Below are 24,859 nucleotides of genomic sequence, written 5' to 3'. Positions count from 1 at the left end.
GGATGATATGTCTAAGTTTGTTAAACCGATCGTTGTAGTAAGTAAATGCTTAGAGTTTGAAAAGTGTAGATACAATGGAGATGTCATACATGATCCAGTCATAAAACGGCTTCAGCCCTTTGTCCATTTTATACCCGTCTGTCCCGAAGTAGGAATTGGTCTTGGGGTCCCTAGGGACACCATTCGCTTGGTCGAAGAAAATGGTGAAATAACACTTGTACAACCATCAACTAAAGAGGATCTCACCGAAAAAATGAATGAGTTCAGTTCTGCATTCATTAAGCATTTAGAGCAAGTTGATGGTTGTATCATGAAGAGTAGGTCACCGACGTGCGGAATGAAGGACGTAAAAGTTTATAGTGGTGTAGAGAAATCACCAGTAGTTGGAAAGTCTAGTGGTTTATTTGCTCAGGAACTGATAAATCATGATCCTTTCATTGTAATGGAAGAAGAAGGAAGACTAAATAATTTCTTAATTCGTGAGCACTTTTTTATAAAATTATTTACTGTTTCGACTTTTAAAAGAGTAATAGCTAAGAGAAATCCTTTTCAGGAGCTACTTTTGTTCCACTCCCATAATAAATACCTGTTTATGGCTTACAATCAAACTGTACAAAAAGAACTAGGTAGGGTGATTGCTAGTCATAAGCAACGTGACTTAAAGGAACTTTTTTCATTATACGAACAATTGCTTCATCGCTTATTTGCTCGTAGACCAAGAGATCAATCTCATATTAACGTCTGTCAACATATTATGGGTTATTTCAAAAAGGACCTAAGTCAAAAGGAAAAAGAGTATTTTCAAGAGGTCTTAGAAAAGTATCGTTCAAAAAAGCTACCGTTAAGTAGTATCACGAGTATTCTAAAATCATGGGTTGTTCGTTTTGAAAACAACTACTTGCTAAGTCAAACCTATTTTGAGCCTTATCCAGAGGAATTAATAGAAATTAGTGACTCAGGAAAGGGTCGGGAATATTAGGAGATTTTGGTGGAATTGGGTTAAAAAGGGCAAAAAGGTGGAAATAATTAGGTGGGGTTGTTATAATAAAAAAATAGAACAAGACTACGCTTCTTAGTGCCTCCTACATTAGTAGGAGAGAAACACTTTAGGGGCTAGCGTTGTTTCTCATTGATTGTCAGTCACATTAAATGAAAAGGGGGATTCAAATGAAGAAAAGAAGTTTATTTATCGGTTTCATCTTAATGGTAGGCCTATCAATGATTCTATCTGCATGTGGTGGCAAACAACTTGTAAGTGTTGTAACAGGTGGTACTGGGGGTACATATTTCCCACTAGGTGGAGCAATGGCAGATATCATTAATGAAAATACTGATATTGAAGCAAATGCTCAATCATCAGGTGCATCTGCAGAAAATATGCAAACACTAGCTGATAATGAAGCTGATATTGCATTCGTACAAACTGATATTGCAGCTTACGCAAAAGAGGGTACACTAATGTTTGAAGGGAATGCAATCACGAATGTACAGGCTATTGGAACTTTATATCCTGAAACGATTCAAATTGTAACTCTTGCAGACAGTGGCATTAACTCAGTTGAAGATCTAGCAGGTAAAACCGTATCGGTTGGTGCACCTGGAAGTGGAACTTACGCAAACGCTGAGCAAATCTTAGAAATGCATGGAATGACATTTGATGATTTAAATGCACAGAATTTAGCTTTTGATGAATCAACAGAAGGTATTCAAGATGGAAATATTGATGCAGCATTTATTACTTCTGGTACACCTACAGGATCTGTAGAAGCATTGTCAGCAATCAAAGGTGTTAAGTTAATTCCAATTGCAGATGATAAAATTGACGAACTTATTGCTAAATATCCATATTATGCAAAAGATGTAGTTCCAAGTGGAACTTATGGAATGGAAGGCGAAGTTAATACAGTTGCTGTATTAGCAATGCTTGCAGTAACATCAGAGCTTGATGAAGATACTGTATATGAAATAACTAAAGCTATTTTTGAAAATACGGATAAGATTACTCATGCAAAAGGTGCTCTTATTACAGCTGAAAGTGCTCTTGATGGGCTAGGAATTGAACTACACCCTGGTGCAGAGAAGTACTTCAAAGAAAAAGGTTTAAAGTAAATTAATAAATAAAGTGATGAAGGATAGGCTGAAAGCGGATTTCAGTCTATCTTTTTGCTAATAAATCTTGATATGTGGTGTTATATGAAAAAAGGATCACTTCTAGTAGGGATGATTATTATTTGCCTACTAATACTACTTGTCCCTTATAAAGATAGCCTAGTCTTTGAAAAAGGCAATTCGGGAAAGACAATGGTATATTATCCGAAAGATAACCTGCAAACTTTTCAAATCCTCTACACCCATTCCATCCATCTTAGTGAAGTAGTTGAAATCTATGAAATATCTCTTCAGAATGACATCATACAAACAGGACTTATATATGAAGATTATGCAATTGGCATGCCCTCTGGTCCTGCTGAAGGAGAAAAATTTAAATTAGTAGATGGAAAAATGCATATTACTAATATGAAAAGAAGGTTTCCTTATTTAGATATTCGTATTGGACAGGTGGTCGCTAATCACCAACTAGTAATTGCAGGAACTACCTACAAGCTTGGAGAATATGTACCTCCAGGTTCATGGGTAAGAGTGAATTATCGAAAATTAAACAACTTACAGATATTGAAGGGAGTGAACTTACATGAATAACCAAGGTCATCAGGCATCATCAGATGAGATGCAGGATATATTGAAAAAGTATGACCCTGAAGCTAGAACTAGGTCACTTACTGGAATAGTTGGTTGGATTGTATTTTTAGGACTTTTGTCATTTTCTTTATTCCAACTTTACACGGCTATATTTGGAATTTTTACAGCTCAGATCCAACGTTCGATTCACCTTGGGTTTGCGTTAGCATTAATCTTCTTGCTATTTCCAGCTGTTAAGAGTCATTTAAACGAGAAGAAGGGAAGATTCCAAGTTGCATGGTATGACGCAACGCTTGCTGTTGTAGGTATAGTGGTGGGTTCATACTGGCCAATTATGATTCAGGATTTAGTTCTTAGAGTGGGGAGATTAACGCCTGTTGATATTATCGTAGGTTTACTGGCAATCTTACTAGTGTTAGAAGCAACTAGAAGAGCTGTAGGATTACCGATTACCATTATTGCACTAGTATTTCTCCTTTATGCATATTTTGGACCTTATATGCCAGGTTTTTTTGCACATCGGGGGTTAAGTGTTGAGCAAATTATCCAATCTATGTTTTTTACAACTGAGGGGATCCTTGGGACTCCTTTAGGTGTATCATCCACATTTATATTTCTCTTCTTACTGTTTGGAGCATTTTTAGTTAAAACAGGAGTAGGGCAATATTTTAATGATCTTGCCGTGTCTATTGCAGGTAAGCTAACTGGGGGACCTGCAAAGGTTGCTATTTTTTCAAGTGCTTTACAAGGGACAATCAGTGGTAGCTCTGTAGCAAATGTTGTAACATCAGGCTCGTTTACGATTCCAATGATGAAAAAGCTTGGATATCGCAAAGAGTTTGCTGGTGGAGTAGAGGCAGCTGCTTCTACTGGAGGACAGCTAATGCCACCAATTATGGGAGCTGCAGCGTTTCTTATGGTAGAATTCATCGGTGGTATATCATACTGGGATATTGCGAAAGCAGCAGCTATTCCAGCGTTGCTTTACTTTACTGGAATCTGGATTATGACCCATTTTGAAGCAAAACGAATCGGACTTCGTGGGTTAACTGATGAAGAAATGCCAGATCGAAAAGAAGTGTTAAAAAAAATCTATCTATTGCTACCCATCGTAGCAGTCATTGTTTTACTTATGTCTGGAATGAGTGTAACAAAAGCGGCGCTTTGGTCAATTGTTGTTACAGTACTTGCAAGTGCAGTTCGTAAAGAAACTAGAATTGGAATCAAAGATGCAATCCATGCATTGGTAGATGGAGCCCGTACAGCATTAGCGGTTGCAGCGGCAACTGCAGCTGCTGGTATCATCGTTGGTGTTGTAACAAAAACCGGGTTAGGTTTAAAGCTAGCGAACGGGCTTGTTGATTTATCGGGAGGCCTTCTTATACCAACATTATTCTTCACGATGATTGCTGCAATTATCTTAGGAATGGGCTCTCCAACGACTGCAAATTATGTTATTACTTCAACAATAGCGGCACCAGCCATTATTTTGTTAGGAGTTCCTGATCTATCAGCTCATCTATTCGTTTTCTATTTTGGAATAGTAGCCGATATCACTCCTCCTGTTGCTTTAGCTGCTTTTGCAGCTGCGGGGGTCTCTGGTGGAGAACCAATAAGGACAGGGGTGCAATCAGCCAAACTCGCCATTGCAGCCTTTATTATACCGTATATATTTGTTCTATCACCGGAGTTATTAATGATTGATACCGACCTATTAGGGATTACCTGGGTATTAATCACATCTGTTACCGGAATGATAGCAATTGGTACTTCTATGGTTGGTTATTGGGGTAGAAAAATGAATGCCTTTGAAAGAGTACTCGCATTCTTTACTGGGCTAATGCTTATTTATCCTGAAGGAATCACCGATACAGTTGGTTTAATCATATTCGCAGCTTTAGTTGTATCTCAATACTTTTTCAAAAGAGAAAATGTAAAAGCTGCTTAATGTCGAAGCCTCTCTTAATGAGAGGCTTCTTTGTTTATAATGAAGAATATAAGGGAAGCTAGTATAGGTACTATTTATTTGAAAGGATGATTTCATGCTACAAAGGCAAAAAGTAAAAATAAATAATGTAACGGTTTCGTACATAGATGAAGGTAGCGGTTCAACAATCGTTTTAATACATGGTTTTTGTGGAAGTCCTGCCTATTGGGAGAAAATAATACCAGACTTAAGTAAAACTCATCGTATCATTGTTCCTGCCTTGAGAGGTCATGGCATGTCAAGTGCCATAAATGATCCATATTCTATTGAAGATATGGCAACTGATCTAAAGAATTTATTAGATGAATTACAAATTCAGGAGGTAACATTACTAGGTCATTCTCTTGGTGGATATGTAACCCTAGCATTTGCTGAAAAGTATCCTGAATTTCTATCAGGATTTGGTCTCATACATTCAACTGCTTTTCCTGATTCAGAGGAGGCTAAGCAGGGGAGACAAAATAATATTGACTTGATTAGTGAAAATGGGATTGAACCGTTAATTACAAGTCTAGTTCCAAAACTGTTCTCCCCTACTAATGAAAAAGAAATGGGTGACGAGGTAAGAGTAGTCACGGAGATTGGCTTAAATACAAGTGTCACTGGCGCTAAAGGTGCATTGAGAGCAATGCAGGAACGCCCAGATCGAAATGCAGTGTTAAAAGGGGCGACTTGTCCGATTCTATTGGTTGCCGGAAAACAAGATCAACTTATTCCAGTTGAAAAAGTTTTCTCTGTTCAGTCTCCATTTACACAACAGGTATTAATGGAGGAAGTAGGTCATTTAGGCATGATTGAGGATCCTAAAACACTAACAAACATCATTCGAGATTTCGTGCAAGGCAAAGTATTATCAAACAACTAAAATTTGGAAGGAATTTGTTAGTAAGCTAAAATGACATCAAATTTTATCAGAGACAAAGTGAAAGCACAACTAAAAGTTTTATTTTGAATTTTATTTATTCAGAATATTGAAAAGGAGCAAGCTAATTGATATACTAAGTCTATTGTTAAAGTTTTCAGAAAATAAAGAGATTCCGGGGGGAGAAAATGAAAAAGAACTGGTTATTAGCAATGGTCTCATTTTTATTTGTATTAGTATTAGTAGGATGCGGTGGCGGTGGGGAAGACGCTGGTGCTACAGCTGGTGAAGCCGCAACAACAGATTCAATTGAAGGTACAGTTGCCATTTATGTTAACGGAATAAATACTGAGGATACTGATACTGTACTAAAAGCACTTCATCCATTCTCTTCACAACATGTTACTTTACGAGGCTACTATGACAATGACTTTGCTCAGTATGATTATGATGTTGAGCAAGTGAGCATGAATGTTCTTGAAGAAACTGACAGCAGTGCAGTTGTAGAACTAGTTATATCAAAAACTCTCGTTGAAGAAAAAGGCGAAGGGAAAAACGAATTAACTGAAGGTGAAATTACACAAAAATTAACCTTTAAAACTAAAGGTGATGAGTGGTTAATAGATAAAGTTGAATAAAAAATTTACAAGCATTGACTTAGCTCGATGCTTGTTTTATTGTTATAAGGATTTTTGCAGTATGTGGGCTACTTGAAGGGGAAGTTGCAATGAATCCTCGATCCAGAACTCGAGTGTTAAGGAATGAAGATCTCCATCTTTTGTAGCGTAAAGGAAGATGAAAATAAATGAGGTGAAAAAGAGATGAATGTAAAGAAAATAGGATTTATTGGGACTGGTGTAATGGGAGGAAGTATGGCTAAGCATCTTTTAGAAGGTGGTTATCATATCAATGTTTACACAAGAACAAAAGAGAAAGCAACCGAGTTACTGGATGCAGGAGCGTCTTGGTATGAAACTCCGGCAGAACTAGCGGCTGATAGTGATGTAGTTATCACTATGGTCGGGTTTCCTTCTGACGTAGAGGAAGTTTACATAGGGACTCATGGGATTTTAAAGCATGCGAAGCCTGGTACATATTTTATTGATATGACAACGTCTTCGCCGAGTCTCGCGATTCAAATTTCTCGCGAGGCAGAGAAAAGAGGAATGTTTGCACTAGATGCGCCAGTTTCTGGTGGGGATGTGGGTGCAAAAAATGGAACACTTACCATTATGGTCGGTGGAGAAGAGAAACCTTTTCAGGATATGATGCCCATTCTAACTTTATTAGGTCAAAATATTGTCTTACAAGGCTCTGCTGGTTCCGGGCAGCATACAAAAATGTGTAATCAAATTGCTATTGCAAGTAACATGGTTGGAGTTTGCGAAGCGCTGGCCTATGCTAAGAAAACAGGATTAGATCCAGAAAAAGTATTAACATCGATTTCCGCGGGAGCTGCTGGAAGCTGGTCTCTATCTAACCTAGCACCTAGAATAATAAATGATAATTTTGAACCTGGCTTCTATATAAAGCATTTTATAAAAGACATGAAAATTGCTATAGACGAAGCAGAAAAAATGAATCTTCATGTTCCGGGACTATCACTTGCAAAGCAATTATATGAATCAGTATCCCAGCTAGGAGAAGAAAATAGTGGAACACAAGCATTATTCAAGCTATGGAATAACTAGAATAGCCATGTATCCTTGTGAATAATATCCATCTCACTCTCTGTATATTTATTTTCTTTGTAGAAAAACTAAAAAGAATAAATATAAGGGAGTGAGTTTGATGGCAAAGCGTACAAAGAAGAATGATCCACAACAGAAAAATAAAAAAGGGTTTGACTCAAGTGTAATTGATTCCGAATTCTCTCATGAATTTGGCAGTGCTGATGCAAATAGAAAGCACAAAGAGCAGGCAAAGAAGGAAAAAGCTGCTAAAAATAATGGAGAATACAAGGGCTAATATTGGAAGCTGACTATGCTATAGTCAGCTTTTTATATTTTTAGCGTTGATATAAAAGATGCTAGTCAAAGGGAGAAAATTACAGTGATATATTATTTGAAAATTAAAAAAATAAATTGACGAGTGAAGATCGCTGTGAGATAGTGATGGTATGAATAAAGGGGAGGTCTGATATGTTGAAGCTTCAAGAAAATGAATTATCATATCCTTTTAGTGAAGAGGATCTTGAGACAACTTTATTAATGCCTAGCTATCGTGTTGAATTAAGAAATGCCACACATGGAAAAGATGAATTTCTAAACGCTAATATAGTCAACGATTGGTCACAGTTAACCTGGAAAGATATTGGTAGACCTTATGAGGTGAAAACAGTCGCCAAGGAACGTACATTATGGGAAAAAGAAAATCAAGAGAGAATGCCAGTTAAAACCTCTTGGGAATATTTTAACCGATCCTTTCATGAGTGGTTTGTTAAAGATGTCCCAACAGAACTGGATGAAAAAATGAAAGCGCTTACTGGTCATGTTAAACAATTCCGTTTTGGTGAAGTTAAAGAAGCAATTGGTGATTTGGTTAAGCTTCGTTTATGGAACTATGTTCATAGGATTGAGGACGGAATTTGGGATCCAAGAGGAAAAAGGGCACTATTTGAAGGGTTAGATGTTCAAAAGCCAAAGATCTTATTTTTAGGAGCTGCTGAGGGCTATGAGGCAATGCAGTTATCTGCTATGTATCCAGGGGCAGAAGTCGTTCTTGTAGATTATGATGAGTACTGTAAGACACATCGTTTTGAGGAATTCCCTGAATCTTATCCATTTCTAGGTGCTAACCCAGCGACAGGAAGTACAAAGGTTTGGTATAAGAATCAATTAAATATTGAATATGTTGTAGATGACATTCGGAACTTAAAGTACGGCAGGGAGTTTGATATTGTTCTCAGTGTTGGTTTACTTGAGCATGTTCCAGATGATCACAAACCAGAAATCATGGATATGCATAGACGATTTGTAAAGCCTGGTGGATACATTATCATGACTACACCAAGAGATCAGCTTAAGTCCAGACTTTACTATAAAGTCATGGCAGACGTCATGAATCATACGTATAGAGAATTAATGAACATTCAGCAAATGGGGCTTTATGTTTATGAGTCTGGATTCGATATTGTTCGCCATTGTTACATTAAGGTTCATAATGGCATTATTGCGAAACCAAGATAGATTTTAAAACCTTCACTCTAAATTCTTAGAGTGAGAGTGAAAGAATTGTACAAGTATTTAAAAATCTATTAAATAGAATCATAGTTTTCAGCGTTATTCGTATAATAGAGTATTGGTAGAAATTCTTATATAGCTAAATATTTCCTTTTTTTAATTTGTTACTTGAATTTTCTGATAAAAGTAGTATATTTGAGATATGGAATACATACCAACCGGTTAGTAAGTATAGAGGAGGGAAAACAAATGTATTTTGAGTACTCGGATAAGGTTAAAGAGCTTCAGAAAAAGCTAACAAGCTTTATGGAAGAAAATGTGTATCCAAATGAAAGTGTATATGAAGAACAAGTTCATGCACATGAATCAAGATGGTCAGCGGTTCCTGCCATTATGGAAGAACTTAAGGAAAAGGCACGTAAGGAAGGATTATGGAATCTATTTCTTCCAGAAAGTGAATATGGAGCTGGTCTAACTAACATCGAATATGCTCCTCTTTGTGAAATTATGGGAAGATCTCCAATTGGTCCTGAAGTCTTTAACTGTAACGCACCTGATACTGGAAATATGGAAGTACTTGTACGTTATGGCAGCGAAGCTCAAAAAGAAGAATGGTTAAAACCACTATTAGAAGGTAAGATTCGTTCTTGTTTTTCAATGACAGAGCCTGATGTTGCCTCATCTGACGCTACTAATATACGCACCAGTATTATTAGAGACGGTGATGAGTATATCGTTAATGGAACGAAGTGGTGGTCATCTGGAGCTGGTGATCCCCGCTGTAAGATAGCGATTGTAATGGGGAAAAATGATGAGAATGCACCAAAATATGAACAGCAATCTATGATTCTAGTTCCACTAGATACGCCAGGCGTAACAATAAAGCGTATTTTACCAGTATTTGGTTATGATCATGCACCACACGGTCATGCTGAGATTGAGTTTGATAATGTAAGAGTACCAGCTTCTAATATGATTTGGGGCGAGGGAAAAGGATTTGCTATTGCACAAGGACGACTAGGTCCTGGAAGAATACATCATTGTATGAGATTAATCGGTGCTGCTGAAAGAGCTCTTGAGCTATTATGTAAGCGTGTTCAAGAGAGGGTTGCTTTTGGGAAACGAGTTGCAGATCAGGGTGTTGTTCAAGAGTGGATTGCTAATTCAAGAATTGAGATTGAGCAAGCAAGGTTATTAACCCTTAAGGCTGCTTATATGATGGATACTGTCGGGAACAAGGAAGCCAAAGCTGAAATCGCAATGATTAAGGTGGTTGCTCCTTCTATGGCTTTAAATGTAATCGACCGTGCTATTCAAGCATTTGGTGCTGCAGGAGTTAGTGAAGATTTCCCATTAGCCGCACAGTGGGCGAACTCTAGAACACTTCGACTCGCTGATGGACCTGATGAAGTACATAGAGCACAGTTAGCTAGATTAGAGTTAAAGAAATACAGAGATTAGTAGCAGAAAGGGGAAGAGGTTATGCATGTTAAACAACTATTTGATTTAACTGGAAAAACTGCCATTGTAACTGGTGGAGGCCGAGGGCTGGGCGAACAGATTGCTATTGGATTTGCTGAAGCTGGAGCAAACGTTGTTGTTTGCTCTAGAAAAGTAGAAGCATGTCAGGAGGTAAGTGAAAAACTAAAGGAGCTAGGAGTAAGATCATTAGCACTAAAATGTGATATTACTAACCCTGATGATGTAAGCAACTTAGTGGAAGAAACACTGAAAGAATTTGGTCAAATCGACATTCTTGTTAACAACAGTGGGGCTACATGGGGAGCTCCTGCAGCAACTATGCCATTAGAAGCATGGCAAAAGGTGTTGAATGTAAATATTAACGGTACATTTTTAGTATCACAAGCAGTTGGTAGAACAATGATTGAACAAAAGTCTGGGAAAATCATCAATATTGCATCAGTGGCTGGCCTTGGTGGAACAAATCCAAAGTACATGGATACGATTGGCTATAACACTAGTAAAGGTGCAGTGATAACATTTACAAAGGACTTAGCGGTAAAGTGGGGTCAATATAATATCAATGTAAATGCCATCGCGCCAGGCTTTTTCCCAACTAAGATGTCTCAAGTACTAATTGAACGTGGGAAGGAAAGAATTCTTGAAACAACTCCACTTGGAAGAGTAGGAAACGATCAGGACCTAAAAGGAGTGGCACTGTTCCTAGCCTCTAATGCTTCAAACTTTGTAACTGGTGATGTCATTGTTGTAGATGGTGGCTCCCACGCTATGTAGATAGCGACAAATATCTTTTAAATCCTTAGGTTAGGGGTGAATACATGAGACTTAAAGGTAAGGTCTCGATTGTAACAGGTGGAGCATCAGGTATTGGTCGTGCTACAGCTCTTACCTTTGCAAGAGAGGGTTCACACATCGTGCTTTCTGATATAAACGAAAAGAAGGGTGCAGAAACCTTAGAGGATGTCAAAAATCTAGGGGCTGAAGCAATATTTGTAAAAACGGATGTATCAAAAGAAGAAGATATGAAGCAGCTTATGAATGAGGCTGTAACAGCATTTGGGGGAATCGATATTCTCTTTAATAATGCAGGGGTTGGAAATGAAAATGTGAGACTGGCGGACCTCTCGGTTGAAGAATGGGACCGGGTCGTTGATATAAACCTAAAGGGAGTTTTTCTAGGGATGAAATTTGTTATCCCTGAAATGATAAAGCGAGGTGGAGGCTCGATCATTAACACTTCTAGTCTATTAGGATTTAAAGGCAAAAAATATTTAGCACCTTATAATGCATCTAAAGGTGGAGTAATCTTACTTACCCAAAACGCTGCAGTAGAATACGGCACCAAGGGTATCCGGGTGAATGCAGTTGCTCCAGGTGTGATTGATACCGCTATAGTTGATAATTGGAGAGAAGATGAACGAGTATGGAATGCTGTTACAAAGTCTAATGCATTAGGTAGAGTTGGATCTCCAAATGAGGTTGCAAATGCTGTTCTGTTTCTCGCATCTGATGAAGCATCTTATATAACTGGCACAAGTATTTTGGTAGATGGGGGTGCTTTAACGTTTTAAAGCCAAAATTGTATAAGATAGTAGTTAAATTATTAATGATTGATTGAACCAACATTAGGAGGAGATTATAAATGAGTAATAAGACATGGTTAAACAGTTATCCAGCACATATTGCCACTGAAGTTGAAATTCCTAATAAAACTTTACCTCAAGTTCTTCAAGAAACCACACAACAGTACCCTGATAACAATGCCTTAACGTTTTATCATAAGAAAATCTCATACCGTGAACTATCCACTTTAGTTGGGGCATTTGCTTCTGCATTACAGCAAAGTGGCGTTGAAAAGGGAGATCGTGTTGCAATCATGCTTCCAAATTGTCCTCAATATGTAATTTCCTATTATGGAGCTCTTACAGTTGGAGGAATAGTAACTCAGTTAAACCCAATGTTAGTAGAAAGAGAGCTACAGTATATTTTAAATGACTCTGGTGCAGAGACAATTGTCATTTTTGATGCCCTGTACCCTCGTCTAAAAGCGATTCAATCAGAAACAAAAGTAAAGAACGTTGTAGTAGTAAGCTTACAGCCAACTGAGCATTCCTTTGCTCCTGACATAGTATTTGATGAATATTTAAAATCAGGCAACGGCAAGGTTAGTTATGTGGAAATTGATGCAGCTGAGGATGTTGCGGTCCTTCAGTATACTGGAGGAACGACTGGCCGCTCTAAAGGTGCAATGCTCACACATCGAAACCTAGTAGCTAACGTTGTTCAGTGTATTGAGTTTTACCAAGATGATTTAAATCCGGGTCAAGAAAGATACTTAACGGTGATTCCGTTATTCCATGTCTTTGGAATGACAGCTTGCATGAACTTCGCTATATTTACCGGATCTAGCAGTATTCTCTTACCTCGTTTTGATCTAGAAGAGGTGTTAAACACAATTAAAGTGGAAAAACCAACTGTATTCCCAGGTGTGCCAACGATGTATGTAGCCATTACGAATCATCCTGAAGCTGAAAAATACGGCATTGACAGTATTCGTATTTGTAACAGTGGAAGTGCTCCAATGCCTGTTGAGCTGCTACGTGAGTTTGAGAGAAAAACGGGTGCAAGGATCCTAGAAGGATATGGTCTATCTGAGGCGTCACCTGTTACTCATTGTAATCCTATTTTCGCAGAAAGAAAGCCAGGAACAGTGGGAATCGGTTATCCTTCAACTGAATATAAGGTAGTTGATCTTGGCGATGGTATAACAGAAGTACCTCCTGGAGAATTAGGTGAGCTTATTATCCGTGGTCCACAAATAATGAAAGGCTATTGGAATATGCCAGAGGAAACTGCTAACACTCTACGTGATGGTTGGCTATTTACAGGAGACATCGCAAGAATGGATGACGAAGGATACGTTTCAATCGTTGACCGTAAAAAGGATATGATTATTGCAGGTGGATTCAACATCTATCCTCGTGATGTTGAAGAAGTGTTATATGAGCACCCGGCTGTGCAAGAGGCTGTAGTTGTAGGTGTGCCAGATGAATATCGTGGTGAAAATGTTAAAGCAGTTCTGGTTTTAAAAGCTGGTAAAGAAGCGTCAGAAGAGGAGATTATCCAATACTGTCGAGATAATATGTCTGCTTATAAGGTTCCGAGATTAGTAGAATTTAGAGCAGAGCTTCCAAAAACAGCCGTAGGAAAAATATTACGTCGAGTAATCAAGGAAGAAACTTCACCCAAACAAACGAATTAATGCATCAAGATGAAGAAAGGGGACTTGGACCCTTTTCTTCATTTTATAAAAGCTATAGGTGATCGAGTAGACAAGCGGTTAAAGCAAACAAATGAAGATTGTGATATAATCGCCAAAAAACTACTTGAAGACTGAGAGGACATTAAGGTGAAAGATAGAATTACTGAGCATAGTATCCGATTATTTGAGAAAAAGGGCTTCACGGAAACATCTATTCAAGACATTGTGGACAGTCTAGGGGTTACAAAAGGTACCTTTTATTATTATTTTTCTAGCAAAGAAGAATTATTAATGGATATCCATATAAGCTATATAGATGATTTGAATTTCCGCCAAGAAAGAATATTAGAAGATGTTACAAAATCTTGTAAAGACAAACTTTATGATATTGCCTATATGCTCATTTCGCATATAGCGATTAACGGACCGAGTGCAAGAGTGTATTTTCGTGAGATGAGAAATTTAAGTGAAGAACATCTTTCAGAAATTTTACCAAAGCGTGATCAATTCCGTTTAAACCTTCAAGGCTTACTAGATGAAGGTAAGGAAAAGAATGAGTTTAAAAGGGATCTCCATTCAGAGATTGTTGCATTTGGAATACTAGGGATCACAAATTGGAGTTATCAATGGTTTAATCCAAATGGTAAAACCTCTGATGAAGAAGTGACAAAGATATTTGTTGATATGATTTTGAATGGTATTCAAGAATAGATGAGGTAGGAATACTACCTTTTAAAATTTAGATATACATAGTGAGGCTTCTACTTCAATGTACATTGAGGCTGGGAGTTTTTAACTATTAACATACCAACTGGTTAGTTAGGAGGAATTATATATGAGTCAGATTGAAAGAATTTTAGTAGTAGGAGCAGGTCAAATGGGGCATCAAATTGGGATGCTTTCCGCTTTAGGTGGTTATACAACTACTATTCAGGATGTTAATGAAGCAGCTCTCCAAAAGGCACAAGGAATACTAGAAGGATTAATGACTAAATGGGTAGCCAAAGGTAGAATTACCGAGGACCAAAAGCAGGCTGCGTTCGCTAAGCTTCAATTCTCTACTAATCTAGAAGAAGAAGCGAAAAAAGCAGACTTCGTCATTGAAGCAGTAGTAGAAAAGTTAGATGTAAAAAAAGAGGTATTTAGGAAACTTGATGAGTTAGCTCCAGCACATGCTATTTTGGCATCTAATAGTTCTACCATTGTAAACTCGGCTATTGCAAGCGTTACAAGTCGTCCTGATAAGGTATGTAATATGCATTTTTTCTTTCCACCACTTGTTATGGATTGTGTAGAGGTTGTTATGAGTGAAGAAACCTCAGAGGAAACTGCACAGTTGACAATGGAGGTTTGTAAGCGTATGAATCGCACGGGAGTTTTACTTAAAAAGGAGATCTCAGGATTCATAGCAAATCGTATTTTAGGAGCGCTTCAAAGAGAAGCTGTCTCATTATATGAATCAGGTATTGCTGATTATAAAGATATCGATATTATCTGTCGCAAAGCTCTAAATCACCCGATTGGTCCATTTGAATTAATGGATTTGTCTGGAATAGACGTGGGTTATTATGTCATGCAACAACGCTTCGCCGAAACTGGTGATCCGGCTGACCAACCACCAGCATGTATCGAAGAAAAAGTTAAGCAAGGGCATCTTGGAAGAAAAACAGGAAAAGGGTTTTATGATTATCAACCAGTCGAGGTGAAAAGCTAATGGCAGAATTGGTGAGAGTAGACAAACAACAAGGTGTGGCAATTGTAACAATTGATAACCCTCCTTTGAATGTTATGAGTAAGAAAGTTGCAGAAGAGCTTGGTCATATCTTTAAAGAGCTTGCTGTTGATGAAGAGGTTGTTACAGTTTTACTGACAGGAGCAGGTGAAAAAGCATTTATGGCAGGGGCTGACATTAAAGAGTTCCCACAGCTGATGACAAACCCTGAGATGAAAAATTCTGTTATGAATTCACATAGCATCTTAAATCAAATCGATCAATTCAATAAACCAACAATCGCTGTATTAAATGGCATGACCTTTGGTGGGGGCTGCGAGCTAGCACTAACTTGTGATATCCGCATTGCTGAAGAACATGCTTTAGTTGGATTACCAGAAATTAAACTAGGCCTTTTCCCAGGTGGTGGTGGAACTCAAAGATTACCACGATTAATTGGTGAAGCTCGTGCAAAGCAATTAATGTATACAGGTGAGCCAATTACGGCAGAGAAGGCAGAAAGAATTGGACTAATTAATGAGGTAGTTCCTACTGGTGAAGGGCTAAACTATGGACTGAAAATGGCTACTCAAATTAGTAGGCATTCCCTACAGGCATTATCCCGAATTAAAAAGGCAGTGGACGAAGGGTTGGAGCTTACTTTAGAAGATGGTATTGAAAGAGAGGCTGACCTTTTCACGGAAGTGTTTAGAACAGAGGATATTCGCGAAGGTGTTACTGCCTTTATTGAAAAAAGAAAGCCTGTTTTTACACATAAGTAGAGGTGAATCAACGTGAAATATGAGATTGAAGTACTGGTTAGGTTCGGTGAAACAGATGCTCTAGGTCATGTAAATAATGCAAGTTACTTTATCTACCTTGAGGAAGCAAGGGTTCGGTTTTTTCAGGAGCTAGGTTATCCAATGGATATGAATGAGTGGAACTTTATTCTTGCCTCAACAAAATGCGATTTTCTGGACCAGGCCTATTTTTCTCAAGAACTTAAAGTTACGACTACTGTTTCGCATATAGGGACGAAGAGCTTTACGTTGAGTCATGATATTGTCGATGCAAAGACAGAAAATGTCATAGCTAGAGGAACAGCTACTGTCGTTTATTTTGATTTTAAGGAGCAAAAGAGTGCAGCAATTCCAGAAACACTCAGAAGTCAATTAGAGGTCTTTGGCTCGCTCGTAAAATGATAAACATTTCCGAAAAGAAGGTGAGATCATGAATCAAACGAACCGTAACTACGATACAATCCCTGTTAGAAAAGGGGAACAACTAGATCAAAAGGAATTATTACAATTTCTAAATCAGCATTTCGAATTAGCTAATGAACCTCTTGAGATTAACCAATTTGGTGCAGGGCATTCTAATTTAACTTATGAATTGAAGGTTGGAGACTGGGAGGCCGTGTTAAGACGCCCACCTCATGGACCTGTTGCACCAAAAGCACATGACATGGGACGAGAATATAGTATTCTTAAGGATTTATATCCGGTATTTCCTTTAGCACCAAAGCCATATGTATTTTCAGAAAATCCGGCTATTGTTGGAAGTCCATTTTATATTATGGAAAGAAGACGAGGCTTTGTGTATGACACTTCGTTTCCGAAGGAAGTAGAGGTAACAAAGGAGCTTTGTAAAGGCTTGTCAGAATCAATGGTCGATACACTAGTACAGCTGCATTCAATAGATTATAAGAAAACCAAATTAGTAGAGATCACTCAACCAGACGGATTTATGGAAAGGCAGGTTCATGGTTGGATTGGACGTTATGTTCGTGCGAGAACTGACGATGTACCTGGTGTTGAGGAGCTAACGACTTGGTTAGCAACCAATATTCCAACCTCACAGGAACCTACCATCATTCATTACGATTATAAATTAAATAATGCAATGTTTTCGTTCGAGGATCCTACTAAAATGGTCGGTTTGTTCGATTGGGAAATGACAACAGTAGGTGATCCGTTGGCTGATGTTGGGGCTGCTATGAGCTATTGGATTGAAAAGGATGATCCTGAACTTTTGAGTAAAGGGCCAGGAAAAGAGCCAGTTACTGTTAACGAAGGCTTTTATACTAGACAGCAATTTGTTGAAGAGTATGCGAAGAAGAGTGGTCGAGATCTTTCTGACATCCATTTCTATACTACTTTTGCCTATTTCAAGCTAGCGGTTATTTGTCAGCAAATTTACTATCGTTATAAGCAAGGTCAAACACAGGATCCACGTTTCCGTGATTTACACGTATTTGTAAAAAGCTTAATTACCTACGCTCAAGCAACAAGAAAAGGTTGGTAATAGAGATAAGAAATGAGGTTTCTTCATGATAAAAACTCATTTAATTATGAAAAAAGAAGATATTGACGAGCAAGAAATGAGTGCAGGGAAAATCGCGGTAGTCTTTGATGTGTTATTAGCTACTTCTACCATTACCGCTGCCCTCCAATTTGGTGCGAAGGAAGTCATCCCAGTGCTAGATGGAGAGGCTGCAAGGCGAGTTAGCAAGGGATTAATAGACGGTGAATATGTGCTGGTTGGTGAATATGAAGGGAAAACAATTGAGGGCTTTCTTGACCCGAATCCATTGGGTTTAAAGGATAAAATTAAAGATAAGACAGTCGTTTTATCCACAACAAATGGGACGGTAGCCATTCAAAAGTCTAAAAATGCCCAAAAAGTATTTGCATGCTCATTATTAAATGGAAAAGCAGTTGCTGAAAATGTCATCGAGACTAGAAAGACTGAAACGATTGTGATCGTTTGTTCAGGGTCATCAGGTCAGTTTTGTCTAGAGGATTTCTTTGGAGCTGGGTACTTCCTGGATTGTCTTTCTAATCTTCAGCCTCTTGATTTAACGGACTCAGCAAGGGCTGCGCTCATGTTCTATAGAAGCTTCAAAGATCAATCAGTGTCTACATTAACAGATACGAGAGTAGGACAAATGCTTGAGAAACATGGCTATGGTGAAGAGCTCGAATTTGTTTCTCAATATGGAATATTTTCAGTGGTACCAGTATTACAACCTGTGTTCAAAAAGGAGGAAAAAAATAGCCGAGAAGCTCAAGGCGGTGAAGGTTTGAGCACCGGAGTCTATGCTTTTTATACATGAGGAGCGGAAAAACAGGAACGAAAAAATTCGACAGCTATTTTTCCCGGACTTTTTGAACATCATTTACAAGGAGATAGCATCAAAAAGGAGATGACCAAAACATGGTAGCAATCAAATCTAATCAATACGGAGGAAGCTTTCTTTTTAGACAAATTGAGGCTGATGAATTATTTACTCCTGAGGATTTTACAGAAGAGCATCGAATGATCGCTTCGACAGCCAAGCAATTCATTGAAAAAGAGGTTGAACCGTATCGAGAGGATATTGAACATCAGGACTTTGATCGAGTTGTAAGCCTATTGCATAAGGCAGGGGAGCTTGGTTTACTAGCTCATAGTGTACCAGAAGCATATGAAGGGCTAGGGCTTGACAAAATTAGCAAGGCCTTAGTTGGAGAAGCTGTTGGTCGTGCTAGTGGATACGGAGTTGCTCATTCAAACCATACATGTATAGCTACACTGCCTATTACGTATTTCGGGAATGAGGATCAAAAGAAAAGATATTTACCGAAGCTTGCTTCTGGTGAATATTTAGGAGCTTATTGTTTAACAGAGCCAGGCTCTGGTTCAGATGCACTAGCTGCTAAAACAACAGCAAAACTTAATGACGAGGGTACCCATTATATTTTAAATGGTACGAAATTATATATCACTAATGCAATTTTCTCTGACACATTTATCGTTTATGCCAAAGTAGATGGTACAAAATTTACAGCCTTTATTGTTGAAAAGGACTTTCCAGGCTTATCATTAGGTCCTGAAGAAAAGAAGATGGGAATAAAGGGTTCATCTACCCGTTCTGTAGTATTAGAAGATTGTCTAGTTCCAGTTGAAAACTTATTAGGTGAAATTGGAAAAGGACATGTGATTGCCCTAGATGTTTTAAATTTAGGTAGATTTAACTTGGGTGCAGCAACAATGGGTGGTGCGAAGCATGCCTTTAATACAACTGTTCAGTATATTCAAGAGCGACAACAGTTTGGAAAGCGAATTGCTGACTTTGGAGCTTCAAAGGAGAAAGTAGCTAAGTTGGCAGCGCGTATATATGCAGCTGAATCTCTGCAATATCGAACGGCTCAACTACTAGAGGATGTCCTAGGTGATTTATATGAATCTACTGATCTTGGACAGATTGGAAAAGCATTGATGGAATATTCCATAGAATGTGCCCTTTGTAAGGTGTATGGTTCTGAGACCTTGGATTATGCAGTTGACGAGGCAGTACAGTTGCACGGAGGTGCAGGCTTTATACAAGAGTATAAAGTAGAGCAAATGTACCGCGACTCTAGAATAAATCGTATCTTTGAAGGTACGAATGAAATCAACCGACTGCTGATTCCGACTCATGTGCTTAGAAAAGGGTTAAAGGGTGAAATTCCTTTAGCAGAACTCGTGAAACAGGCACGAGTAGAACTACAATCGCAAGCAGTCTCGTACGAAGGAACATTAGCTAGAGAAAAGGAAGCTGTTGCAACGATTCGTCGGGTATTCTTACTTTGTATGGGAATTGCCTACGAGCAGTTAGGGCAGAGATTAGTAGAAGAACAAGAAATTATTATGCGTTTATCAGACATTGCAATTACTTTATTTGCAGCAGAATCAGCTGTATATCGTTCAGTTAAGGCCGTTCAGAAAAATGGAGATGCTAAGGAGCAACTAAAAATCAATCTAGCAACCTCGTTTGTTGAGGACTCTATTATTGAAGTTGAAGGGATTTCTAAAAAAATTGTAGCAGGTATAACAAGTGGTAATGAACTAGAGTCTATACTTGCTCTGTTACATAACGTTTTAGGAAGATTCCAACCAGTAGGCTTTGTCCAAAGAAATCGAGATATCGCGGAAGCCATGTACGATGCAAATCAGTATGGCTGCTAAAATCAGTAGAACAACTAGAACCCAGCTTCGAATCAAGGCTTATTCTTTACAACTAATAGAATAAACAAATTACTGAAGGGGGATGTTGTCATGAGATTTAATGAAACCATTGCAGTTGTTACGGGAGCTGGTAGTGGGATTGGTGAAGCAACAGCTAAGCAATTAGCGAAAGAAGGAGCAAGGGTTATTCTTGTGGGAAGGACGAAGTCCAAACTAGAACGTGTTGCACAAGAAATAAACGATACGTTGAAAATTCCAAGTGCGGAGGTTTTCGCAGCGGACGTAACGGATGAAGAAGATGTTAGAGATCTAGCAAACTATGTGAAAGATACGTATGGAGACCTCCATGTTCTTGTTAACAACGCTGGTGGTTCTTCCCATAACAAAATACTAAAGCTATCCATTGAAGATTGGGATGCCGTTCAAAATGTAAATTTAAGAAGTGTCTTTCTAGTTTCAAAGCTGTTAGGCGAAGTAATGGTAAAAGGAAGTCAATCTAATGGCGTTCAAAACCGTTCTGTAGTTAACGTTGCTTCCTTGTCAGGGCATAAGGCTGGCGCGCAGATTCCACACTATAGTGCAGCAAAGGCAGCGGTAATCAATTTTACTAGAGCGCTGGCAAATGAGTTTTCTCATTACGGTATTCGTGCCAATTCGGTTTCTCCAGGGTTTGTAGAGACTCCATTAACAGAACAGGGACTCCAAAACGATAAATTTGTTGACGCCATCAAAAGAAGTACAGCTCTAAAGCGAGTAGGCCGACCTGAGGAAATAAGCAGCGTAATTTGCTTTGCTGCTTCAAAGGAAGCATCCTATATGACAGGATCAGATCTATTAGCAGATGGTGGTTGGTTAATTGTTTAGGCTCTTTTCGTAAAGATTGTTGCTTTTGAATATATACATTAGTGGAACGAACACTGTCCAAAACAATAAATTTAAGGAGTGTATGAATATGTCAACTGAACATTTATTAATCCACCAAGACGGACCTGTACTTTCTTTAACACTAAATCGACCAGACAGCTTAAATGCATTTAGTCCAGATATGATTTTGGGTTTAACAAATGCATTCAAAAAAGCTGCCACAGATGAAGAAATAAGAGTAGTAGTTCTTTCAGGATCAGGCCGTGCCTTTACTGCAGGCGGAGATGTGAAAACGATGGGGAAGACTTCTCCAAAGGATGTTTATGACCATATTGGCAAATTAAACGAATGTATTACAGCTATGAAAAACCTACCTAAGCCTATTATCGCATCCGTTCATGGCTTTGCAGCTGGTGCAGGCTTTAATCTTGCTTTAGCAGCAGACATGATCCTAGCAGCAGAGGACAGCAAATTCATTTTAAGCTTTGCGCAAGTGGGCTTAATTTCGGATGGAGGAGGATTATATTTCCTACCTCGACTAATTGGTCCAAATCGTGCCAAAGAGCTATTCTTTACTGCTGAACCTCTATTAGCGGGGAAGGCATTAGAGTATGGAATCGTTAATCATGTATATCCTTTAGATTCTTTAAAGGATGAGACTGTAAAGCTTGCTACTAAGCTAGCAAATGGTCCAAGTGTCGCATATGGGATGATAAAAAAGCTTGTAGATCTTGCACCACAATCTACACTTGAGGAAATGCTTGAGCAAGAACGAATCACTCAGGCGATGATGGTCACCACAACTGATCATAGAGAAGGTGTCCAAGCATTTGTTGAAAAAAGAAGACCAGCATTTTCAGGGAGGTAGAACAATGAAAGCAGTTCAATTTACAAAGTATGGTGGACCAGAAGTATTAGAAATTGTTGAATTAGAAAAGCCAACACCTGAGGAGAATGAAGTTGTAATTGAGATAAAGGCAATTGGAGTTAACTATGCTGACACAGCTAGACGAGAAGGTCAATATGTCGTTCCAACACCATTACCTTTTGTTCCCGGTGCAGAAGTAGCGGGTGTTGTGGTAGAGGTAGGTAGTGCTGTTACTTCTATTGAGGTAGGAGCTAAAGTAGTAACATTACTTGGGACGAAAAAAGCGACAGGTTATGCAGAATACACAATTGCTGATGAAAGAGGACTTATACCATTACCAGATGGTGTTGATTTTAATGAGGCAGTTGCCCTTCCACTACAAGGTCTTAGTGCCTATCATGTGTTAAAAACGATGGGACGTCTTGAAGAAGGAGAAACAGTATTAGTTCATGCAGCAGCAGGGGGAGTTGGGACAATAGCTGTTCAATTAGCCAAGCTTTTTGGGGCTGGTAAAGTTATAGCTACGGCAAGCACAAAGGAAAAGCTAGACTTGGCAAAAGAGCTAGGTGCTGATGTTCTTATTAATTATACAGAAGACGATTGGGTGGAGCAGGTAAAGGCTGCAACAGGTGGAAAAGGAGTGGACGTAGCGCTTGAAATGGTAGGGGGAAAGGTATTCAATCAGACGATGGAATGCTTAGCTACGTTTGGTAGATTAGTTGTCTTTGGTGCTGCAAGCGGTGAACAGAGTAAGCTAAATCCATCATTATTAATGGGGAGAAATCAATCCGTTATCGGGTTCTTCCTGCCACAAATCATGAGAAAACCTGCTTTACTTCAGCAAAGTCTTATCGAACTACTAACTTATTTACAAAAGGGTCAACTAAAGCTTATTGTTGGAGGGGTTTATCCACTTGATGACGCCGTCAATGTACATAAGCTACTACAATCAAGACAAACTCAAGGGAAATTGGTATTAGTCCCTTAATAAAAGGGATCTAAAAACCTTGAACATGAAAGAAATGGAAAGTAGGAAGAGTTTAGCTCCTGCTTTCCATTTTTTTTATGATAGAAGGAAGCCTCATGATAAAAGCACAAATTATACAAGTTACATAATAAGCCTCGTATAATTTGTAAAATTCTTGAATATATAAAGGTAAGTTCTTTATTTTCGCAACAAGTTGGAAGCGTTTACATCACTTATTATATCGTGTAGGAGGTCAAGTTATATGAGAACAGCCCATTTTGAGTATTGGCCAAAAGGATTAACGACTTCATTAACAGTCCCTGAAACAACCATCTATGAGAATCTTGAGTATTCAGCAAAGAGGTATCCTTCTAAAACAGCTATTCACTATTACGGAGGATCGCTTACCTATAAAGAACTATTTACACAAGTAAACCAACTCGCTGGATTTCTAGAACAAGAAATGGGTGTACAGCGCGGTGATCGTGTTCTACTTCTTATGCAGAACTCCCCACAATTTGTAATTTCCTTCTATGCGATTTTACGTATAAATGCAGTTGTTGTGCCTATTAATCCTATGAATACAGCAGAAGAACTTTCTTTTTACATCAAAGATGGAGGCATTTCAGTAGGGTTAGTTGGTCAAGAGCTTCTTCCTAATGTAATGCCGCTTATAAATACATCGGGTCTACAGTCTATTGTGGTTGCCTCATATAATGATTATGCTGACCTTACCTTAGAAAGTGAACATGCACCTTTAGAAGTATCAAGTCCACCAATAAAATTGGAAGGACCAGGATATTATTCATGGTCAGAGAGCTTGAACAGAGACCTGCTAGCCTCGGCATATCAAGGTGATTGTCATGATGTGGCTGTATTGCCTTATACTTCTGGCACGACTGGTGTACCTAAGGGCTGTATTCACACAAATAAAACGGTTCAAGCTAATATTTATGGTGCTTATTACTGGTCAAGTGCAACGAGTGATAGTGTTCATTTAATGACGCTACCTTTATTTCATGTTACTGGAATGGTCCATAGCTTTCATGCGCCAATTCTAGCTGGTGGAACTATGGTTTGTATGACAAGGTGGAATCGTGATTTAGCGGGTCAGTTGATCAGCAAATATAAGTGCACTCATTGGGTAAATATTAGTACGATGCTCATTGATTTTTTGTCAAATCCCAATCTATCTAACTATGATATTTCGTCTTTAGGTGCTATATCTGGCGGTGGTGCTCCTCTACCAGCTGCTGTAGGAGAAAAGCTTTTTAATCTTACTGGTTTACAATTTGTAGAGGGATACGGTCTTTCAGAAACCATTGCTCAGACCCATTTCAATCCACCAGATCGTCCGAAACTACAGTGCTTGGGTGTACCTGCTTTTGATGTAGATGCTAGAATTATTGACACGAATACTTTACAGGAACTGGATCCCGGAGAGATTGGTGAAATCGTTGTCAACGGTCCTATGGTATTCAAGGGCTATTACAATAGACCAGAAGAAACAGAGAATGCGTTTATCACCATAGATGGTAAGAGTTTTTTTAGAACAGGAGATATTGGTAGAATAGACGAAGAAGGTTATTTCTTCATGGTTGACCGTTTAAAGCGGATGATTAATGCCTCAGGCTTTAAAGTGTGGCCAACAGAAGTAGAATCACTACTTTATGCACACCCAGCTATTCAACAGGCTTGTGTTGTAGGGGTACCAGATGAGAAAAGAGGAGAAACAGTTAAAGCTTTCGTAATCCTTCAGTCTGGTCAAGAAGGTAAGGTTACAGAAGAGGAGATTATTGAATGGGCTAAAGAGAGAATGGCTGCATACAAGTATCCTAGATTTATAGAATTCCGCGATGAGTTTCCAAAAACAAGTAGTGGGAAAATTTTATGGAGAAAGCTTCAGGAAGATGAGTTGGCAAAGCAAAATAGCTAGAGAGTCACGAAATGCTCAGAGTTAATCTGGGCATTTTTTAGTTGGTTTG

Annotated in this window: 24 protein-coding genes; all 24 read left to right on the top strand. The window is 38.6% G+C overall.

Annotated features, from left to right (window positions below):
* Positions 1 to 7 precede the first annotated feature (7 nt).
* The 24 genes from G4D63_RS01900 to G4D63_RS01785 all read left to right on the top strand — a co-directional run bounded on the left by G4D63_RS01900 (position 8) and on the right by G4D63_RS01785 (position 24,810).
* Positions 8 to 979: a YbgA family protein gene (locus G4D63_RS01900; RefSeq protein ID WP_163177125.1), complete on the top strand. Its 972-nt coding sequence runs from the start codon at positions 8 to 10 to the stop codon at positions 977 to 979.
* A gap of 188 nt (positions 980 to 1,167) precedes the next feature.
* Positions 1,168 to 2,109, top strand: a complete 942-nt coding sequence (locus G4D63_RS01895; protein WP_163177123.1) for a TAXI family TRAP transporter solute-binding subunit — start codon at positions 1,168 to 1,170, stop codon at positions 2,107 to 2,109.
* A gap of 84 nt (positions 2,110 to 2,193) precedes the next feature.
* On the top strand, positions 2,194 to 2,700 hold the full coding sequence (locus tag G4D63_RS01890; RefSeq protein ID WP_163177121.1) for a DUF1850 domain-containing protein: 507 nt from the start codon (positions 2,194 to 2,196) through the stop codon (positions 2,698 to 2,700).
* On the top strand, positions 2,693 to 4,648 hold the full coding sequence (locus G4D63_RS01885) for a TRAP transporter permease (protein ID WP_163177119.1): 1,956 nt from the start codon (positions 2,693 to 2,695) through the stop codon (positions 4,646 to 4,648). Before G4D63_RS01890 ends, G4D63_RS01885 begins: the two co-directional genes overlap by 8 nt.
* A gap of 94 nt (positions 4,649 to 4,742) precedes the next feature.
* Positions 4,743 to 5,552: an alpha/beta fold hydrolase gene (locus G4D63_RS01880; protein WP_163177117.1), complete on the top strand. Its 810-nt coding sequence runs from the start codon at positions 4,743 to 4,745 to the stop codon at positions 5,550 to 5,552.
* A 185-nt stretch (positions 5,553 to 5,737) separates the two neighbouring features.
* Positions 5,738 to 6,187, top strand: coding sequence for a hypothetical protein (locus tag G4D63_RS01875; protein WP_163177116.1), 450 nt, complete (start codon positions 5,738 to 5,740; stop codon positions 6,185 to 6,187).
* Between the two features lie 183 nt (positions 6,188 to 6,370).
* The gene (locus G4D63_RS01870; RefSeq protein ID WP_163177115.1) at positions 6,371 to 7,240 is read left to right on the top strand and encodes an NAD(P)-dependent oxidoreductase; all 870 of its coding nucleotides are present in this window, start codon (positions 6,371 to 6,373) and stop codon (positions 7,238 to 7,240) included.
* Between the two features lie 100 nt (positions 7,241 to 7,340).
* Positions 7,341 to 7,517: a hypothetical protein gene (locus tag G4D63_RS01865; RefSeq protein ID WP_163177113.1), complete on the top strand. Its 177-nt coding sequence runs from the start codon at positions 7,341 to 7,343 to the stop codon at positions 7,515 to 7,517.
* Positions 7,518 to 7,690: 173 nt separating this feature from the next.
* Entirely contained in the window at positions 7,691 to 8,737 is a 1,047-nt protein-coding gene (locus G4D63_RS01860; protein WP_163177111.1) for a class I SAM-dependent methyltransferase, read from the top strand.
* A 243-nt stretch (positions 8,738 to 8,980) separates the two neighbouring features.
* Positions 8,981 to 10,192, top strand: coding sequence for an acyl-CoA dehydrogenase (locus tag G4D63_RS01855; protein WP_163177109.1), 1,212 nt, complete (start codon positions 8,981 to 8,983; stop codon positions 10,190 to 10,192).
* Positions 10,193 to 10,213: 21 nt separating this feature from the next.
* On the top strand, positions 10,214 to 10,987 hold the full coding sequence (locus tag G4D63_RS01850) for an SDR family oxidoreductase (RefSeq protein WP_163177107.1): 774 nt from the start codon (positions 10,214 to 10,216) through the stop codon (positions 10,985 to 10,987).
* A gap of 44 nt (positions 10,988 to 11,031) precedes the next feature.
* A complete protein-coding gene (locus tag G4D63_RS01845; RefSeq protein ID WP_163177105.1) occupies positions 11,032 to 11,784 on the top strand; it encodes an SDR family NAD(P)-dependent oxidoreductase in 753 nt (250 codons plus the stop codon).
* 71 nt (positions 11,785 to 11,855) lie between these two features.
* A complete protein-coding gene (locus G4D63_RS01840) occupies positions 11,856 to 13,475 on the top strand; it encodes a long-chain-fatty-acid--CoA ligase (RefSeq protein WP_163177103.1) in 1,620 nt (539 codons plus the stop codon).
* A 147-nt stretch (positions 13,476 to 13,622) separates the two neighbouring features.
* Positions 13,623 to 14,186, top strand: a complete 564-nt coding sequence (locus G4D63_RS01835; protein ID WP_163177101.1) for a TetR/AcrR family transcriptional regulator — start codon at positions 13,623 to 13,625, stop codon at positions 14,184 to 14,186.
* A gap of 124 nt (positions 14,187 to 14,310) precedes the next feature.
* Positions 14,311 to 15,189: a 3-hydroxyacyl-CoA dehydrogenase family protein gene (locus G4D63_RS01830; protein ID WP_163177099.1), complete on the top strand. Its 879-nt coding sequence runs from the start codon at positions 14,311 to 14,313 to the stop codon at positions 15,187 to 15,189.
* Complete coding sequence (locus G4D63_RS01825; RefSeq protein WP_163177097.1) at positions 15,189 to 15,968, top strand: enoyl-CoA hydratase; 780 nt, start codon at positions 15,189 to 15,191, stop codon at positions 15,966 to 15,968. Before G4D63_RS01830 ends, G4D63_RS01825 begins: the two co-directional genes overlap by 1 nt.
* A gap of 12 nt (positions 15,969 to 15,980) precedes the next feature.
* Positions 15,981 to 16,388: a YbgC/FadM family acyl-CoA thioesterase gene (locus G4D63_RS01820; protein WP_163177096.1), complete on the top strand. Its 408-nt coding sequence runs from the start codon at positions 15,981 to 15,983 to the stop codon at positions 16,386 to 16,388.
* Positions 16,389 to 16,416: 28 nt separating this feature from the next.
* A complete protein-coding gene (locus G4D63_RS01815; RefSeq protein ID WP_163177094.1) occupies positions 16,417 to 17,490 on the top strand; it encodes a phosphotransferase family protein in 1,074 nt (357 codons plus the stop codon).
* A gap of 25 nt (positions 17,491 to 17,515) precedes the next feature.
* Positions 17,516 to 18,301: a 2-phosphosulfolactate phosphatase gene (locus tag G4D63_RS01810; protein WP_163177092.1), complete on the top strand. Its 786-nt coding sequence runs from the start codon at positions 17,516 to 17,518 to the stop codon at positions 18,299 to 18,301.
* 101 nt (positions 18,302 to 18,402) lie between these two features.
* Positions 18,403 to 20,175, top strand: coding sequence for an acyl-CoA dehydrogenase family protein (locus G4D63_RS01805; RefSeq protein ID WP_163177090.1), 1,773 nt, complete (start codon positions 18,403 to 18,405; stop codon positions 20,173 to 20,175).
* A 90-nt stretch (positions 20,176 to 20,265) separates the two neighbouring features.
* Positions 20,266 to 21,039 carry an SDR family NAD(P)-dependent oxidoreductase gene (locus G4D63_RS01800; protein WP_163177088.1) on the top strand — a complete coding sequence of 258 codons (774 nt, stop codon included), beginning with the start codon at positions 20,266 to 20,268 and terminating at the stop codon, positions 21,037 to 21,039.
* An 88-nt stretch (positions 21,040 to 21,127) separates the two neighbouring features.
* Positions 21,128 to 21,907 carry an enoyl-CoA hydratase/isomerase family protein gene (locus tag G4D63_RS01795; RefSeq protein ID WP_163177086.1) on the top strand — a complete coding sequence of 260 codons (780 nt, stop codon included), beginning with the start codon at positions 21,128 to 21,130 and terminating at the stop codon, positions 21,905 to 21,907.
* Positions 21,908 to 21,911: 4 nt separating this feature from the next.
* Complete coding sequence (locus tag G4D63_RS01790) at positions 21,912 to 22,895, top strand: quinone oxidoreductase family protein (RefSeq protein WP_163177084.1); 984 nt, start codon at positions 21,912 to 21,914, stop codon at positions 22,893 to 22,895.
* 241 nt (positions 22,896 to 23,136) lie between these two features.
* The gene (locus G4D63_RS01785; RefSeq protein ID WP_163177083.1) at positions 23,137 to 24,810 is read left to right on the top strand and encodes a long-chain fatty acid--CoA ligase; all 1,674 of its coding nucleotides are present in this window, start codon (positions 23,137 to 23,139) and stop codon (positions 24,808 to 24,810) included.
* Positions 24,811 to 24,859: the final 49 nt, after the last annotated feature.

It is taken from the genome of Bacillus mesophilus (genome assembly GCF_011008845.1).
GTDB lineage: Bacteria > Bacillota > Bacilli > Bacillales > SA4 > Bacillus_BS > Bacillus_BS mesophilus.
Note: the sequence above shows the minus strand (reverse complement) of the source record. Positions and strands in the feature narration are given on the sequence as shown.

Excerpts from the sequence above, each read along its gene's own strand:
- G4D63_RS01830 (WP_163177099.1), top strand. The coding sequence starts at position 14,311 with ATGAGTCAGATTGAAAGAATTTTAGTAGTAGGAGCAGGTCAAATGGGG.
- G4D63_RS01880 (WP_163177117.1), top strand. The coding sequence starts at position 4,743 with ATGCTACAAAGGCAAAAAGTAAAAATAAATAATGTAACGGTTTCGTAC.
- G4D63_RS01865 (WP_163177113.1), top strand. The coding sequence starts at position 7,341 with ATGGCAAAGCGTACAAAGAAGAATGATCCACAACAGAAAAATAAAAAA.
- G4D63_RS01890 (WP_163177121.1), top strand. The coding sequence starts at position 2,194 with ATGAAAAAAGGATCACTTCTAGTAGGGATGATTATTATTTGCCTACTA.
- G4D63_RS01860 (WP_163177111.1), top strand. The coding sequence starts at position 7,691 with ATGTTGAAGCTTCAAGAAAATGAATTATCATATCCTTTTAGTGAAGAG.
- G4D63_RS01795 (WP_163177086.1), top strand. The coding sequence starts at position 21,128 with ATGTCAACTGAACATTTATTAATCCACCAAGACGGACCTGTACTTTCT.
- G4D63_RS01855 (WP_163177109.1), top strand. The coding sequence starts at position 8,981 with ATGTATTTTGAGTACTCGGATAAGGTTAAAGAGCTTCAGAAAAAGCTA.
- G4D63_RS01895 (WP_163177123.1), top strand. The coding sequence starts at position 1,168 with ATGAAGAAAAGAAGTTTATTTATCGGTTTCATCTTAATGGTAGGCCTA.
- G4D63_RS01815 (WP_163177094.1), top strand. The coding sequence starts at position 16,417 with ATGAATCAAACGAACCGTAACTACGATACAATCCCTGTTAGAAAAGGG.
- G4D63_RS01825 (WP_163177097.1), top strand. The coding sequence starts at position 15,189 with ATGGCAGAATTGGTGAGAGTAGACAAACAACAAGGTGTGGCAATTGTA.
- G4D63_RS01900 (WP_163177125.1), top strand. The coding sequence starts at position 8 with ATGTCTAAGTTTGTTAAACCGATCGTTGTAGTAAGTAAATGCTTAGAG.
- G4D63_RS01875 (WP_163177116.1), top strand. The coding sequence starts at position 5,738 with ATGAAAAAGAACTGGTTATTAGCAATGGTCTCATTTTTATTTGTATTA.
- G4D63_RS01785 (WP_163177083.1), top strand. The coding sequence starts at position 23,137 with ATGAGAACAGCCCATTTTGAGTATTGGCCAAAAGGATTAACGACTTCA.
- G4D63_RS01870 (WP_163177115.1), top strand. The coding sequence starts at position 6,371 with ATGAATGTAAAGAAAATAGGATTTATTGGGACTGGTGTAATGGGAGGA.
- G4D63_RS01845 (WP_163177105.1), top strand. The coding sequence starts at position 11,032 with ATGAGACTTAAAGGTAAGGTCTCGATTGTAACAGGTGGAGCATCAGGT.
- G4D63_RS01805 (WP_163177090.1), top strand. The coding sequence starts at position 18,403 with ATGGTAGCAATCAAATCTAATCAATACGGAGGAAGCTTTCTTTTTAGA.
- G4D63_RS01810 (WP_163177092.1), top strand. The coding sequence starts at position 17,516 with ATGATAAAAACTCATTTAATTATGAAAAAAGAAGATATTGACGAGCAA.
- G4D63_RS01885 (WP_163177119.1), top strand. The coding sequence starts at position 2,693 with ATGAATAACCAAGGTCATCAGGCATCATCAGATGAGATGCAGGATATA.
- G4D63_RS01850 (WP_163177107.1), top strand. The coding sequence starts at position 10,214 with ATGCATGTTAAACAACTATTTGATTTAACTGGAAAAACTGCCATTGTA.
- G4D63_RS01790 (WP_163177084.1), top strand. The coding sequence starts at position 21,912 with ATGAAAGCAGTTCAATTTACAAAGTATGGTGGACCAGAAGTATTAGAA.
- G4D63_RS01800 (WP_163177088.1), top strand. The coding sequence starts at position 20,266 with ATGAGATTTAATGAAACCATTGCAGTTGTTACGGGAGCTGGTAGTGGG.
- G4D63_RS01840 (WP_163177103.1), top strand. The coding sequence starts at position 11,856 with ATGAGTAATAAGACATGGTTAAACAGTTATCCAGCACATATTGCCACT.